Annotated in this window: 14 protein-coding genes and 4 pseudogenes; 7 read left to right on the forward strand and 11 right to left on the reverse strand. The window is 45.7% G+C overall.

Annotated features, from left to right (window positions below; genetic code table 11):
* Nucleotides 1-7 precede the first annotated feature (7 nt).
* On the forward strand, nucleotides 8-361 hold the full coding sequence (locus tag KDD30_RS20465) for a hypothetical protein (protein ID WP_211651800.1): 354 nt from the start codon (nucleotides 8-10) through the stop codon (nucleotides 359-361).
* 18 nt (nucleotides 362-379) lie between these two features.
* Here the strand turns inward: KDD30_RS20465 and KDD30_RS20470 are convergent.
* Nucleotides 380-631, reverse strand: a pseudogene (locus KDD30_RS20470) (riboflavin-specific deaminase); the annotation flags it as partial.
* 100 nt (nucleotides 632-731) lie between these two features.
* On the opposite strand from KDD30_RS20470, the gene KDD30_RS20475 reads away from it, so the two are divergent.
* Nucleotides 732-1856, forward strand: a complete 1125-nt coding sequence (locus tag KDD30_RS20475) for an ISAs1 family transposase (RefSeq protein ID WP_211651176.1) — start codon at nucleotides 732-734, stop codon at nucleotides 1854-1856.
* On the opposite strand, the pseudogene KDD30_RS20480 reads toward KDD30_RS20475, so the two are convergent.
* Nucleotides 1838-2056 (reverse strand): annotated as a pseudogene (locus tag KDD30_RS20480) (riboflavin-specific deaminase); the annotation flags it as partial. The gene KDD30_RS20475 and the pseudogene KDD30_RS20480 sit on opposite strands and share 19 nt — an antisense overlap.
* Nucleotides 2057-2148: 92 nt before the next feature.
* Between KDD30_RS20480 and KDD30_RS24650 the strand changes: the two are divergent.
* Both KDD30_RS24650 and KDD30_RS24655 read left to right on the forward strand, forming a co-directional pair.
* Nucleotides 2149-2327: pseudogene (locus tag KDD30_RS24650) on the forward strand (IS110 family transposase); the annotation flags it as partial.
* Nucleotides 2328-2365: 38 nt separating this feature from the next.
* Nucleotides 2366-2551: pseudogene (locus tag KDD30_RS24655) on the forward strand (IS110 family transposase); the annotation flags it as partial.
* Nucleotides 2552-2578: 27 nt separating this feature from the next.
* Here the strand turns inward: KDD30_RS24655 and KDD30_RS20490 are convergent.
* From KDD30_RS20490 to KDD30_RS20505, 4 genes are all read right to left on the reverse strand, one after another.
* On the reverse strand, nucleotides 2579-3163 hold the full coding sequence (locus tag KDD30_RS20490; protein ID WP_211651803.1) for a hypothetical protein: 585 nt from the start codon (nucleotides 3161-3163) through the stop codon (nucleotides 2579-2581).
* Nucleotides 3164-3525: 362 nt separating this feature from the next.
* Entirely contained in the window at nucleotides 3526-3810 is a 285-nt protein-coding gene (locus tag KDD30_RS20495) for a MazG nucleotide pyrophosphohydrolase domain-containing protein (RefSeq protein ID WP_211651804.1), read from the reverse strand.
* A gap of 153 nt (nucleotides 3811-3963) precedes the next feature.
* Entirely contained in the window at nucleotides 3964-4575 is a 612-nt protein-coding gene (locus KDD30_RS20500) for an RraA family protein (RefSeq protein WP_211651805.1), read from the reverse strand.
* 265 nt (nucleotides 4576-4840) lie between these two features.
* Nucleotides 4841-6109: an IS4 family transposase gene (locus tag KDD30_RS20505; RefSeq protein WP_211646538.1), complete on the reverse strand. Its 1269-nt coding sequence runs from the start codon at nucleotides 6107-6109 to the stop codon at nucleotides 4841-4843.
* A 304-nt stretch (nucleotides 6110-6413) separates the two neighbouring features.
* On the opposite strand from KDD30_RS20505, the gene KDD30_RS20510 reads away from it, so the two are divergent.
* Nucleotides 6414-6860 carry a hypothetical protein gene (locus KDD30_RS20510; protein ID WP_211651806.1) on the forward strand — a complete coding sequence of 149 codons (447 nt, stop codon included), beginning with the start codon at nucleotides 6414-6416 and terminating at the stop codon, nucleotides 6858-6860.
* Between the two features lie 53 nt (nucleotides 6861-6913).
* On the opposite strand, the gene KDD30_RS20515 is transcribed toward KDD30_RS20510, so the two are convergent.
* The 4 genes from KDD30_RS20515 to KDD30_RS20530 form a co-directional block, all read right to left on the reverse strand.
* A complete protein-coding gene (locus tag KDD30_RS20515) occupies nucleotides 6914-7588 on the reverse strand; it encodes a hypothetical protein (protein ID WP_211651807.1) in 675 nt (224 codons plus the stop codon).
* 94 nt (nucleotides 7589-7682) lie between these two features.
* Nucleotides 7683-8540 (reverse strand): hypothetical protein, encoded by an 858-nt coding sequence (locus tag KDD30_RS20520; RefSeq protein WP_211651808.1) that lies wholly within the window; start codon nucleotides 8538-8540, stop codon nucleotides 7683-7685.
* An 883-nt stretch (nucleotides 8541-9423) separates the two neighbouring features.
* Nucleotides 9424-9705, reverse strand: a complete 282-nt coding sequence (gene ppiC / locus KDD30_RS20525) for a peptidylprolyl isomerase PpiC (RefSeq protein WP_007465584.1) — start codon at nucleotides 9703-9705, stop codon at nucleotides 9424-9426.
* Nucleotides 9706-9792: 87 nt separating this feature from the next.
* A complete protein-coding gene (locus KDD30_RS20530) occupies nucleotides 9793-10029 on the reverse strand; it encodes a hypothetical protein (protein ID WP_211651809.1) in 237 nt (78 codons plus the stop codon).
* Nucleotides 10030-10218: 189 nt separating this feature from the next.
* Here KDD30_RS20530 and KDD30_RS20535 point away from each other — a divergent pair, with 189 nt between their 5' ends.
* The gene (locus KDD30_RS20535) at nucleotides 10219-11865 is read left to right on the forward strand and encodes an ABC-ATPase domain-containing protein (protein ID WP_211651810.1); all 1647 of its coding nucleotides are present in this window, start codon (nucleotides 10219-10221) and stop codon (nucleotides 11863-11865) included.
* 333 nt (nucleotides 11866-12198) lie between these two features.
* Here KDD30_RS20535 and galE read toward each other — a convergent pair whose 3' ends face one another.
* On the reverse strand, nucleotides 12199-13215 hold the full coding sequence (galE, locus tag KDD30_RS20540; RefSeq protein ID WP_211651811.1) for a UDP-glucose 4-epimerase GalE: 1017 nt from the start codon (nucleotides 13213-13215) through the stop codon (nucleotides 12199-12201).
* Nucleotides 13216-13411: 196 nt separating this feature from the next.
* On the opposite strand from galE, the gene KDD30_RS20545 reads away from it, so the two are divergent.
* Nucleotides 13412-13936, forward strand: a complete 525-nt coding sequence (locus KDD30_RS20545) for an NUDIX hydrolase (RefSeq protein WP_211651812.1) — start codon at nucleotides 13412-13414, stop codon at nucleotides 13934-13936.
* Nucleotides 13937-13968 lie beyond the last annotated feature (32 nt).

The following is a 13968-nucleotide window of genomic DNA, read 5'->3' on the forward strand; positions in this document are numbered from 1 at the left end:
GAATGAGATGGAAACCCCTCATCAGGCTTTGCCACACTTGGTCAGTCTAATGACAAAATCACCGGAGGCCACCATGCCACCATCTGTCTATGGCATTGACTTAGCCAAACATCGCTTCAGTATCCATGGTGAGGATCACCAAGGCAAGCTGTTGATCCACAGAACAATATCACGATCAAAAGCTCTCTCGACATTTGCCAATATCACGCCAGCAATTGATGGGATGGAAGCCTGTTGCGCCTCTCATTACTGGGCCCGAGAACTGGCGAAGCTCGGCCATACGCTAAAGATCATCTGCATGGCACTTCAGCACCAATATCAATGCAAACCAAAAATGCCACGCGTACTGTATCATTCTTAATTTGTTTGTTATATGCCTTTACGACTTACCCAAATACTTCGATAAGAAGCTACTGACTTGCTCATGGCAAAGACCAATATCAACCTTTATACCTGCTTGCTCAAGGATAGTTATACCCTTGCCACGATTACGTTTGTCTGGATCAAGCATTGAAACCACAACATACTTGATGCCTGACTCAGCGAGAGTTTTTGCGCACGCAGGTGTACGACCAACAAAAGAACAAGGCTCTAAAGTGACGTAGGCGACTACACCGTCCAGTAACCCATCATATCAGGGCAAGATCACGAACGTTTTTTGAACAAAATAGATCAGTTTGACGATCAAGGCTGGCTGTGATCATATACTCCCCTTTTTACGGGAGTTCCTGATGCATATCGATGCTTTTTCTCAATTCTTTTCAGTGATTCAAGACCCACGGCAGTCAGCAAAAATATCGTACCCACTGTTCGACATTTTGTTTCTGACCGTATGCGCCACCATTGCTGGTATGGAGGGCTGGGAAGATATCGAAGACTTTGGCGAAGCTCACCTCAATTGGCTGCAGGACAAAGGACTTTTTCGCCAGGGCATCCCTGTCCATGACACGATTGCCAGGGTTGTTTCTTCCATTGAGCCTGACCAGTTTCAAGACTGCTTTTTAAAATGGATGCAGGCAGCCAACGTCCATTCGAATGGCGAGCTTATTGCTATTGACGGCAAGGTGTTACGCAGCTCCTATAACCGAGAAGATCGGCAATCAACGCTCCACATGGTCAGTGCTTTTGCGACAGCCAACGGCGTTGTCATGGGACAAGTTAAAACCCAAGATAAGTCCAATGAAATCACCGCCATCCCTGAGCTGCTCAAGCTGTTAGATATCAAAGGTTGTCTTGTCTCTATCGATGCGATGGGCTGTCAAACCGATATCGCCAAGCAGATAGTTGAGCAAGGTGGCGATTACCTATTAGCAGTCAAAGGCAACCAAAAAAGCCTGGCTAAAGCAGTACAAAAAGCGTTGGCGCCATTGCTCGAAAAAAGCCCAGCGTGTGACATCGAGCGCGGACATGGGCGTATTGAAGCGCGCGAATACCACGTCATGCCAGCGCAGGAGTTGAAGACAGATTTCCCTGATTGGAAAGGGCTTCAAAGCGTCGGTGTTGCTATTGGTTATCGTATTGACTCAGCAGGGAAAGAATCGCTGGAGTACCGCTACTACATTAGCTCTGCGGTGCTCACCCCCGAACGTTTTGCCGATGCAGTCCGAGGTCACTGGGAAATCGAAAATCGGTTGCACTGGGTGCTTGATGTCACGATGAAGGAAGATGCTTGCCAAATCTATCGTGGCAATGCCGCCGAACTCCTGGCTGGTGTGCGTCACATGGCGCTTAACATGCTTCGATTAGAAACAAGCAAAAAGGCGAGTATCAGGCGCAGGCAAAAAATAGCTGCCATGAATATAGCCTATTTGGAGCAAGTAATATTGGCGGGAATCCAAGGTTTGGATAAAAACTGAGCATACGTGCTCTCGCCCTGCCCATCATATGCATTGAGTGCTTGTACTTCGGCATGGTTTCCTCCAATGGCTTGAGTATACCCCTCAGAGACCACCATATTATCTTTAACAAAAACGCAGCCAACAGGTGGATTTGGAACACAATCAGGCAAAGCGCTTTTAGATATTTCTAAAGCTCTCAGCATATACTTTTCTGACATTATTCCGCATTCCTTGTTCTGGCATTTAACGAATGAAATGGACTCCCCCTTATCAGGCTTTGCCACACTTGGACAAAATCACGGAGGCCACCATGTCACCATCTGTCTATGGCATTGACTTAGCCAAACATCGCTTCAGTATCCACGGTGAGGATCACCAAGGCAAGCTGTTGATCCACAAATCAATATCCCGCCAGCAATTATCGGGAGGGAAGCCTGCGGAGCCTCTCATTACTGGGCCCGAGAACTGGCGAAGCTCGGCCATACGCCATAGATCATGGCGTGGAAGTATGTGGCACCTTCAGTATCAGACCAGTTCTACACATAGCGATGTTTTGCTATGCAGTGTAACCCTGTTTTTAAAGGCACGTATCAACGACTTCTTGCTGAAGGAATACCCGAAAAGTGGCGATCATTGCATGGGTCAGGAAAATAGTTGTCATCCTAAATTCTATGTTGTGCAATGGCATTTTATGGGATGCAAAATCAGCATGATTTAACGATTGATGCCATAGTCGTTTGTTAGAGTTTTGCTATCGTCGTACTGCTATTAACAAACATCAGTTGCTCAACGACTCTAAACTCTGCAACTTCGTAATTGAGCGACGCCTCGAAAGCAGTGTGTATTTCTTTAAATTTTGGTTCTGATGCTACCCGTCCACATAAGTCTAAGTATTCCCAGTACAAATCTACTTTTTCAATAATGTACTTGTGAGACTTACCGAGAAGGAAATAGCACACCCTGCTGTCCCAAATAGCATAAACACTTGGGTTTACGAAATGTAGAAGTTTTGAAACACCAACAAGCGAGTTGTTTACCAGTAATTTTAAAGCAAGAATTTCATCAGTTGAAATTCGTTCAGGCAACTTTGCTTTGTTTAGTATATTCAGCGATTCTTCAAAGTTATTCGACTTGAAGTTCATGATTGTTGGCATCCACCCATAAGTGAAATTTGCACCAATAACCAAGTCTTGCTCTGTAAGAATATCCTTGTCACTAAAATACTTTACGAAGTGACGATAAGAACGGTGATATGTGTGCTCAGGGTCTTCTCTTGTCAAAGAGTCAGAGAACCTCAAGATATCTTTAATTTCAATGTTCTTCATAGTTTCCTAAAAATTCTAACGAATGACATGCCCTCCACCTCATCTGGCTTTGCCACACTTGGTCAGTCTGATTACAAAATCACGGAGGCCATCATGTCACCATCTGTCTATGGCATTGATTGAATCAAACATCGCTTCAGTATCCACGGTGAGGTTCATCAAGGCAAGCTGTTGATCCAAAAACAATATCACGATCAAAAGCTCTCTCGACATTTGCCAATATCCCGCCAGCAATCATCGGGATGGAAGCCTGCGGAGCCTCTCATTGCTGGGCTCGGGAGCGTGCCGAATCTGCTTGACTGTTTGTTTTGCACTCAACTGACATGGGCACATGAACTCGGCTTAGTTACTTTATTCTTGAACTATCGACCATGCTTAATCTTGTTCAACTCATCTTTAAGAAAATGAGTTTTCTCTAGGTCCACGCCATGAATGTTTGCTAAAGCACATATATAGTAAAGAACGTCATACAGCTCTTCCGCAATGCTCCCCTTGAGATCCGAAATTTCGGGTTGTCCAGTTTTTTCTTTAAAGATTGATTCAGAAAGCTCACCGACTTCTTCGACTAATTTAAGAAAGTATTTGTGTGCTAATTCTGGGTTGTGATCAACCGTTTTAATATAGCTTTGCAACTCTGATAATGTCATAAAGTCCCTATTAATCAATTTTATGTACTGGCGCATAACGCCGCATCAATGGGCGACAATGCTCTACCAAAAAACCAAACCATTTCGCCTTAGACACTAAACCCTAATTAACACTGAAAGCGTCAGGAGTCCCTCTTAAACGTATAGTTAGGTTCATTTATTTGCTGAGCGTACTGCCTTTTCAATTTTTTCCCTGTGTTTTATTTCCCATTCAGATAACGTCAATAAAGCTTCTGCATTTGCTTTCTCTGAGGCTAATTGATATACATCATCTAATCTCGACTGAGGGATAACAACAATGCCTTCGACATCAGCAACAACAATATCTCCTGTTGAAACTCTGACACCTCCACAAGTGATGGGAGCACCAAGCTCTGAGTACACATCTTTTTTCCCAGGGACCGGATATAAACCCTTCGCAAAAACAGGAAATTGCATATTCTCAATGTCGCTTAAGTCCCTAATTACACCATCAATAACGAAACCTTTTATCCCTCTTCGCTTAGCGACTGCGCATACATTACCTCCCGCAACCGCGTATTCGTTGTCCACACCATCAACGATAACAATAGAACCTTTAGGAGCTTCGTATATGGCCGAGTGGAGCATTAAATTGTCTCCTGAAGCCAACTGAACCGTAAATGCTTTTCCAAATATTCTAGGTATTCTCTGCCAAATAGGACGAATACTGAAATCCATAAAGTGTTCACGACTTAATACGTTCCCATAGTCTGTTGTCGCTAATTTTGAAAAATCCTGTTTCACATTTAAACTCCATATTTAAAATAAATCTAACGCATTGCACTGCGAGATTATTTATCATTTATTAACCTTGTTAAAAACTCGATACCACCTACCCTATTTTTTCTAAGGATATCTATCACTATGTCTCCTTGAGGAGTATTTTCTATGGTAATACTCTCTTGAAATTGCCACTCTGAATTTGGTTTATTCGGATTTCTTTCGTTCACAAAGTAAGTGTAATAGTCATTTCTTGCTTTTGCTCTAGTACACTTTCATAGACAGGACCTTAAGCATTAAGCTTTTCATAAATTCCATCTAAGGTTCTGTCTTTCTTGGATTTTCTCTGAGCTGCTTTGCGAGCATTCATTGATATATATACCATAGCCCATTCCAGTCGCCCTGATATTTCAGACCTTGCTTGGTGCATCAAGCTTTCCAATATTGGAAGTAGCCAAACATCAACATTTTTTGCCGCTTTTAATACAGATACTGACGGCAGGCTGGTTATGGCAATACTTCGCCGAACAATCAGCGCTAGCAAACTGGCCCAAATCAGCCCCTCAGCAATGGCTTTTTGTGCCGTTACAAAACGACGCCAATTCGTATGCGACTTTAACTCCTTGAATAGCAACTCAATTTGCCATCGGCACCGATAGAGCGCCATGATATCGTCTGCTGAAAATTGTGATGTCGGCAAGTTTGTCAACCACAGACAAAAACGCTTTTCTTCAGCGAACCATCGACGCACCACCCGGAACTCGTACTTTCCTCGCTTGCATCTCAGGTCAAGAACTTCGGAGCGGTTAGTTTTTCGGCTAATATCCTTGAGTTTCATATCTATTAATCTTGGTAAACGCCGACCATTGCCATTGTGGGCACTAACAATTGTTGGGTTCAGTGATTTACCGCCACGGACGATAAAATGGCCGTTATGACGAGAAAGTTGCTCGAAATAGCTAAAATCCACATAGCCAGCATCGGCTAAAAGCAATTTTTTCTCTAGGTTGCCAGGTGTGGGCAAGTACGTCCGCTCAGATGCTGTATCTGCCGTTACTGTCATCGTTTTTGGTGACTGGTCAAACAGCGACATGGTCATATGACATTCAATCGCAGCAGGATAGTTTTTGAAGCGGCTTGGAAAAACCTCACGAAGTCCGTCGTGAACTCGAAAAGAACTGCCATCCTGCAGAATAACATCGTCGAAATGAGATAAATTTGCTGGCATTGAACGCGAACTCTTCTGGAACAGCTGAACTATTGCAAATTTGACCAGCTCTTTCATAAAGTCGGCAAAACTATCTTTTCGCAACTGGTTATGAAAAGGCTTATAAGCCACATTTTGCTTTTCACTCAGACACATCCCGTTGAACTGGCGATGAAGGTCGGCAATGGCGTGGCAATTGCCCTTGCTCAAAGCCGCGAGAAGGCTGAGTACCAATTGTTGAGGCTGAATTGCTCTGGCCCGCTGAGTAAAACCACACTTTCTTGCAGTTTTTTCGAGAAAACTGGCATCGAAGAATTGCACCAGTTGCTTTTTTAAAGAGATAATCGTCATCGGCTTCACGGTTGATTCTGGTTGTTTGTTTGGCGACGATTATCAGATCATAAGTGAAGCCTTTTTTCTATCTAAAATATGGGGTTAGAGCTAAAGATCCTGTCTATGAGTACACTTTAGCAGCGCGTCTCGGAGCCAAGGGTACTCCGAATTTCGATACTCAGACGATTCGATCAGCCACGTTGGGTCATAGTCTTTCCATCGTTTAAAGATCATTTATTCCTCTGCTGAATTCACATAATGAATGACATGCCTCCCCCTCATCAGGCTTTGCCACACTTGGACGAAATCACCGGAGGCCATCATGTCACCATCTGTCTATGGCATTGATTTAGCCAAACATCGCTTCAGTATCCACGGTGAGGATCACCAAGGCAAGCTGTTGATCCACAAAACAATATCACGATCAAAAGTTCTCTCGACATTTGCCATTATCCCGCCAGCAATTATCGGGATGGAAGCCTGCGGTGCCTCTCATTACTGGACCCGAGAACTGGCGAAGCTCGGCCATACGCCAAAGATCATGGCGTCGAAGTATGTGGCAGAAATCTCCAGTTTAGACTGTCTCAGCATAGGGGAAGTGGACATTTGCTCTTTGGTAAAACACCCGCCACCTAAAATTGAGCCTTCAGGGACTTCTTCGAAACTATTTAGATCGCAATCTTCTTTTTCTGCGAAAAATGTAACGTCCATACTCAATCCTTTAGGTATTTATAACGCCTTGCTAATGGGCCGCCGAAGCAACACGTAGGCTGTCCCGTGGAAGCCGCGCCTTTTGCGGCCGGAACGTAATTGAGAAACTTGTTAGTTGTAATATGGCTCCATGACCATTGAAACTTTAAACTCATCAAAAATACATATACTTAAGATACACGCTCCAGTCCAAACCCTATCATCATCCAGGATATAAACAAACGTATAATAAAATATATTCTTATTTTCACCATGGGAGTCGTTTCTATCAAATAAGCCAAGAAGTTCTTCATGCTTTTCTAAATCTTCTTGCTCAGCATCTTCTTTAATCAAGAAGTGAGGAGCAATACTAACCCTACCTTTCCACACCTCTTTTTCATGGTGGTAATACAACCCTCTAGCAAGGCTACCAAAAAAACCATATACCCGCTCTAAATCAATTTCATGAGAAACAGAAGAAATAGTAATATTATTTGGTAAAACAATAATTGCAGGCTCAGGGTTAGCCTCAACGGTCTTTTTTAACCTTGAATTTCTAGCTATAGCTCTTTCACTTGATGATTTAACTTCATCAAGATCCTTCCTAAGCATCAAATCAGCAGACCTGCCAAGTACTATTTTCACATATTCGTCGTCTTTAGATTTATCTCCATTATGTTCATCGCAAGAAGGAACCGTAAAAAGATGATCTCTATTATCTTTCGGAAAAAATGCTTTTGGTGGTATATGCTCTTTGGAGGTGGCTTTTTCTCCACAGAAGTAGCATATATTTTCAATATTACTCATTGGCTTCCTTTGCAACTAATGCCGCAAGCAGCTGCGGCTTTGTAATGGATTTTATCGGTAGCGTTTAACCGCAAAAAAAGGAACGGAAAAGCCGTCAGACTGGCTTGCTTTGTGATGCATTTTTTCGGGCCAAATCTCTAATGAATTCAACCCCGTCTCTTGTGATTCCATTATCGAAATATCCGTGTCTTTCCAAATCATCTAAGTATTGATGAGGTACATCGCTTAACATTTCATCAATTTTCTTCTTAAGACCGATAGGACTTAAATGAAATACACGCTCAATTCCAATTCCCTTAATGATCCGATGAAATGTATATCTTTCTAAACTAGAATCAAAATCATCGCGATTCTCTCGGTTTTTTAGACGATCTATAAAAAGACGCTTGTTCATCTTGTTTAATTCACGCTGCAAAGACTCTAGCTCTCTTTCTTTTTCTGCTAGCGCCGAAAGAATATTTTCTTTCTCTTCCTTCTCAAGCTGTGACCTTTCAATAAGATTGCTTACAATCTGATTTCTTTCTTCAATCACTTTTTCAATCTCTTCCTTTTCACCTTTAATTTTTTGTTTTGTTTCTTCGGTTTCACCATTTTGATACGGAGCACTTTGAAGTTGGCTTCTCATGGCCGCATAGCCTTCATCGAGATTTCTCAACTTCTCACCGAACCCACTTTCAATTTTAATGAGAAGCTGCGCTATATCTTTAGTGAAGTTATATGTATTGTCGTAAAAAGTGTTGCTGGTCTCTGTTGCCTTGAAGTAAAAGAGAGCAGCTAGCCCTACTGAAAACAACGCAAGAAGTAGTGACAATAAAGTGGGGAAGTCCACCGTGAGATTAATTGGTGTCAAGTAAACTTTATAAGAGATGACACCCACTACCATTATGGTGGAAATAGCTTTTACCCAATCCCACAGCGCTAACCTTTCTTTAGCTATTTTATTCTCCGACACTACTGATCTCCTTTTTTATTGCACAACATTTTATTCAACGACACCAAGTCGAATAACTCTGTCATATAACTCTTTCAATCAGAAACAACTTAAGCAGTTGATTATATTGAACTAAATACGCTTAAATAGATAAATCTATCAGTAAGATACGCGACATCATGTCGTATATCCTACTCAATCCACTTCTGCTAACCAACTGATATATCATACTTTTCTTGTATTTTATGACTGACCCCAAAAATCAGCGTCGCTTCGTCCTGTGAGAAAAGCGACATCGGTCGCTTAGCCGATACCAAGAAGCCATAGAATCGAACTCGCTCTATGGATTTCCGGCTGCGCGGGGATGACAGTAAATCATTGAATTATAACTAAATTACATGAATTTTGGCGTGTATCTTAAAAGCAGGAATCAAAAGTTCGATACAGGCCTCTCCCTCAGGGAAAAATTCAGGACGAATTTTTAGGTTGTCGGCGCCGGGAGCGCCTACAACCGACCCGAACCGCACCAGAGAAGAAAAAGGCATTTCTGGGTACTCTTTTTGCCTCAAAAGAGTACCTGGCGCGCATCAGAAAATCCCAAGACAACCACGAAACCCAATACGCGACAAACCTACCCAACAACAAGAATTGCACTTACTGTAAAGATCGACAAAGCAAACTGACATTTGGTTTTGCACCAACCCAGAGAGAAATTCAGGACGAATGTTTCGGTTGTCGTCACCGGGCGTGTCTACAACTGACCCGGACGACACTTATAAACAGAAAGGCATTTCTGGGAACGCTTTGTACCAGCAAAGCGTACCTAACGCGCTGAACGGAATACTGAATGAACCACCGGACTTAAGCGCGACAAATATACGCCCTCGAAGAGCTCAGAAATAACTTAAGTCCGATATAAAACCTTGATGATGTGGTACCCAAACTTGGTTTTCACCGGGCCGATTGGCTCGAGGACTTTGCCGGTGAACACGGCTTTATCAAAGGCTGGAACCATGGCGCCTTTTCGGAATTCGCCTAAGTCGCCACCACGCTTGCCAGACGGGCACGTGGAGTATTTCTTTGCCAATGTCTGGAACTTGGCGCCTTTTTTCAGCTGTTTGAGAATGTCGTCAGCCTGTTCTTTGTGTTTCACCAGAATGTGCAGTGCTGCTGCGGTAGAGGCCATGATGCTCGCCCTTTCGTGTTTGAATCTGTTTGGGCGGCAAGTGTGCGACAAATCACAACAACTGGCAAGTGTTCACGCAAACCCGGCTCACGGCCAGAAGATCAGGTTGACCATACGCAGAACAATACCCAGAACGACGGCTGCAACCCCGAAGCGGTAAAAGTTGTATTCTTTCGCCGTCATACTGACTCGTTTATAAAACATCGTGACCAATCCGCCCCAGTCTTTGGTTCGGCGACCATAATTCGCCATGCTGGTGAGGATCAACAGTAACCCGACGATAAGCAGTGTCCATTCGGCTGTCTTTGCTATGATTTCCAACATGCTGACTCCTTTACTGCGCATGAGCATCAATTCACGCGATTACTTTGATCAAGAAGCGGCGCTCACGCTATTAGACCATGGTGGCATAGCAAAATAAGCGGGATCCAGATCACCGAATCACATGCACATCGGCTGGCTTTGGTGTAAACTCCTGCCCCCAATGTATTTAGCCAGTGATATCGAGAATTTATGGACTTACTGGAAGCCAGACTCAAAAAAATCGACCGACGCAATTACCGCAGCTATTCCAGCCTGCGTGGTCAGTACAACTTTGTTGATTACGATTTCTTTATCGATATCCCGCAATCGGATCCCTTCGCACCAGCAACCCGCGTTCGAGCGCGGCGCCAGTGGTCGCTGACGGATCTGGCCTGGCTGAAAGATCAGTCGGCGGGTTATCAGCGTGCGGCGCGCGATTTTATCGCCCGTCAGTTTGCTGAACTGGCGAAAGAAGTCAACGAGATCCAGATCGATCGGCCGGGACAGGCTGTTCTGGATCGCACAGCAGTCGTCTTTGATGACGATGCCATTGAGCTGCGTTTTCGTGTCGACCTGCCCGCGGATGGGCGCACCATCATCGCCAAAAAAACACTGAGCCTGCTGACATTCACACTGCCGAAAATTATTCGTCGTGCCACCATTGCGCGTGAACTGCCGATGGACGAGCTGCGCCGTCACTGTGAAACCGTCGAAGATCAGGTCGCGCTGCGCGCGCAATTAAAAGACAACAACCTGATTGCCTTTGTGGCCGATAACAGTGTTCTGCCTCGTCTGGCGGGTAACAGCGATCAGCCCATGGCAGATGCCGTGCCTTTCCGCAGTCCGGAAGAACTGGCGATCGAACTGGAAGCACCGCACGCAGGGAAACTGCGCGGCATGGGTATTCCAACCGGCATTACCATGATTGTCGGCGGTGGTTTCCATGGTAAATCGACCTTGCTGAATGCTGTTGAGAATGCGGTCTATGATCACATGCCGGGAGATGGTCGCGAATATATTGTGACGGATGAAACGGCGAGTAAGATTCGTGCCGAAGATGGCCGTTGTGTGCACAGTGTGGACCTCTCCCCGTACATCAGTAACCTGCCGATGGGCAAAGACACGACTTGCTTCAGCACGCAGAATGCATCCGGTTCGACGTCACAGGCAGCCTGGCTGCAGGAATCACTGGAAGCCGGTGCGCAAACCCTGCTGATCGATGAAGATACGTCTGCTTCAAACTTTATGATCCGCGACGAGCGCATGCAGGCGCTGATTGCCAAAGACGATGAGCCGATTACTCCGCTGGTTGATCGGATCGCACTGCTGCGTGATCACCTGAATATCTCGGTGATGCTGGTCATGGGCGGCTCAGGTGACTATCTGGACGTGGCCGATACCGTGATTCAGATGCACAACTATGAGGCAGTTGATGTGACCGCCAAAGCGAAGATTGTTGTGCAATCACACCCGACTCAGCGCCAGCCGGAAGGCAGCGATACCATTGAGCGGCCGCGTACCCGTCAGTTGAATCGCTCTGGGTTGCAGGCGCAGCTTGAAGATGGCAAGTTCCGGATTCAGGTGAAGAATAAACAAAGCCTGCGCTTTGGCCGCGAGTTTGTCGATTTGCAGGCGCTTGAGCAAATTACCGACGCGAGTCAGCTACATGCGACAGGCTGGTTATGGTGTCAGCTGGCAATGATGAAAGGCTGGGAAAAACAACCCGTGAAAGCCTTCGCCAACATGCTGCATGACGACTGGTTCCGTAGCATGCCTCATTATGGCGACTTCGCGAAGCCTCGCGTTGTCGATGTGATGGCTGTGCTGAACCGGATGCGTAAAGCCGAATTCAAGTAAGCTCAGGTACGCTAGCACCTTTTCAGACGGGCATCCTTTGTATGCCCGTTTTTTTCGTCTTCGTTTCAGTTGATGTGCTGAATGCTCCCTTCCGGAGCAGCAGTGATCAAAAAACCGCTGGCCGAAGCACAGCGGTTTTTTACATTCATGTTGGTTCCGGTGCCGAACTGATACCAACCAAAGTCAGTCAATGATCAGAAATAGCGCAGGAAAAATGTTTGAGAACAAGGCAGATTTTCAGACAAGTCCTGATTCTACAATCAAAAAATCTAACGAAGTTATCGAGCATTTGAACAAGCTAGGATGACCAGTGATTGACTGCGATTGGTATTATTAGCTGTCCGGATAACCTTGCGGATTTTGGGACTGCCAGCGCCAGGTATCGGCTGTCATCTGCTCAACCGTGCGGTTTGCGGTCCAGTGCAGTTCCCGCTTCGCTTTGCTTGGATCCGCCCAGCATTCTGCAATATCACCCGGACGACGTGGCGCTATCTGATACGGCACCGCTTTATCTGCGGCTTTGGCAAATGCTTCAACCATCTGCAGCACACTCAGACCATTGCCTGTGCCCAGATTATAGACATGCAGGCCCGCTTCCTGACCTTTGTGCTGCAATGCTGCGATATGACCGTCAGCCAGATCGACAACGTGGATGTAATCACGCACACCCGTGCCATCAACCGTCGGATAATCATTCCCAAATACAGACAGATGCTCACGCCGACCCACGGCAACCTGCGCAATGAAGGGCATCAGGTTATTCGGAATTCCTTGCGGATCTTCACCCATTTCACCGGACTCATGCGCCCCGACCGGGTTAAAGTAGCGCAGCAGCGTAATGCTCATTTCAGGATGTGCGTGCTGGATATCCCGCAGACACTCTTCGACCATCAGCTTGCTTCGGCCATAAGGGTTCGTTGCGCTGGTCGGGAAAGATTCCAGAATCGGCACGCTGGCCGGATCGCCATAAACGGTCGCGGATGAACTGAAAATAATGCTGTTGACGCCCGCTTCACGCATCGCTTCAACCAGTACTAAGGTGCCGTGAACATTGTTATCGTAATATTCCAGCGGCTTCTGAACGGATTCTCCAACGGCTTTCAGACCGGCAAAGTGAATCACAGCCTCGACATCATTTTCACGGAAGACACGGTCCAGAAATGCGCGATCACGAATATCACCTTCATAAAATGCAGGTCTGACACCCGACAATGTTTCAATTCGCTCCAGGACGGTTTTCTTACTGTTATAGAGGTTATCGACAATAATCGGGGTCATACCGGCTTCAATCATTTGTACACAAGTATGACTGCCGATGTAACCCATGCCGCCTGTGACCAGAACGCGCATAATCTTCTCCTTGTTTGGTCTTGCTTGTTATGCCAACTGCGCTGAAGTATATCAGAGAGTTATACCAATCTATCAGCGTTCTGTTTGTTTGCTCTGATTCTGACCAGCGCTGTGTATTGGCACCGCTTTGATTTCAATCGCTTTCAATCGCTGTTATGTTGGCAGCAATAAATTCAGATTGAATGATCGAGGCTTCATGACAGCACAAACGCTCTGCCAATGGAAAGGCTTTTCCGTCGAGCAGGACACCCATCAGTTACCGGATGGACGGGACATCACATTTACAACCGTTCGTCATCCGGGCGCAGTGGTGATCGTCCCGATCACAGACTCAGGAGAACTGGTTCTGTTACGGCAGTATCGCCCGGCCATTGGCCGATGGATTCTGGAGTTCCCCGCCGGCACGGTGGAAAAAGGGGAAGACTTGCAAATCTGCGCGCAGCGTGAACTGGCAGAAGAAGCCAAATTTGCGGCTGGACACTGGCAACCGCTGGGGGAACTCTTACCTGTTCCGGGTTTTTGCGACGAAGTTCAGCACATTTTTCTGGCCACTCAGTTATCACCTGCGGAAGGCGAACTGGATGCCGATGAAGTGCTGGAAGTACTCACCTTACCCGTCAGTTCCTTTTTAGAAAAAGTGGCCGGGAATGAGATTCAGGATGCAAAAACTCTGGCTGTATTTCTGAAAATGCAAGCATTAGGATGGCTCCCCCGCTCCTGAATCGGTTCAGCTCGCTTTTTATAGTTAGCTAT

This window comes from Photobacterium sp. GJ3 (assembly GCF_018199995.1).
Classification (GTDB): Bacteria; Pseudomonadota; Gammaproteobacteria; order Enterobacterales; family Vibrionaceae; genus Photobacterium.

Coding starts and splice junctions, on each gene's coding strand:
- KDD30_RS20465 (WP_211651800.1), top strand. CDS start 8: ATGGAAACCCCTCATCAGGCTTTGCCACACTTGGTCAGTCTAATGACA.
- KDD30_RS20475 (WP_211651176.1), top strand. CDS start 732: ATGCATATCGATGCTTTTTCTCAATTCTTTTCAGTGATTCAAGACCCA.
- KDD30_RS20490 (WP_211651803.1), bottom strand. CDS start 3,163: ATGAAGAACATTGAAATTAAAGATATCTTGAGGTTCTCTGACTCTTTG.
- KDD30_RS20495 (WP_211651804.1), bottom strand. CDS start 3,810: ATGACATTATCAGAGTTGCAAAGCTATATTAAAACGGTTGATCACAAC.
- KDD30_RS20505 (WP_211646538.1), bottom strand. CDS start 6,109: ATGACGATTATCTCTTTAAAAAAGCAACTGGTGCAATTCTTCGATGCC.
- KDD30_RS20510 (WP_211651806.1), top strand. CDS start 6,414: ATGTCACCATCTGTCTATGGCATTGATTTAGCCAAACATCGCTTCAGT.
- KDD30_RS20515 (WP_211651807.1), bottom strand. CDS start 7,588: ATGAGTAATATTGAAAATATATGCTACTTCTGTGGAGAAAAAGCCACC.
- ppiC (WP_007465584.1), bottom strand. CDS start 9,705: ATGGCCTCTACCGCAGCAGCACTGCACATTCTGGTGAAACACAAAGAA.
- KDD30_RS20530 (WP_211651809.1), bottom strand. CDS start 10,029: ATGTTGGAAATCATAGCAAAGACAGCCGAATGGACACTGCTTATCGTC.
- KDD30_RS20535 (WP_211651810.1), top strand. CDS start 10,219: ATGGACTTACTGGAAGCCAGACTCAAAAAAATCGACCGACGCAATTAC.
- galE (WP_211651811.1), bottom strand. CDS start 13,215: ATGCGCGTTCTGGTCACAGGCGGCATGGGTTACATCGGCAGTCATACT.
- KDD30_RS20545 (WP_211651812.1), top strand. CDS start 13,412: ATGACAGCACAAACGCTCTGCCAATGGAAAGGCTTTTCCGTCGAGCAG.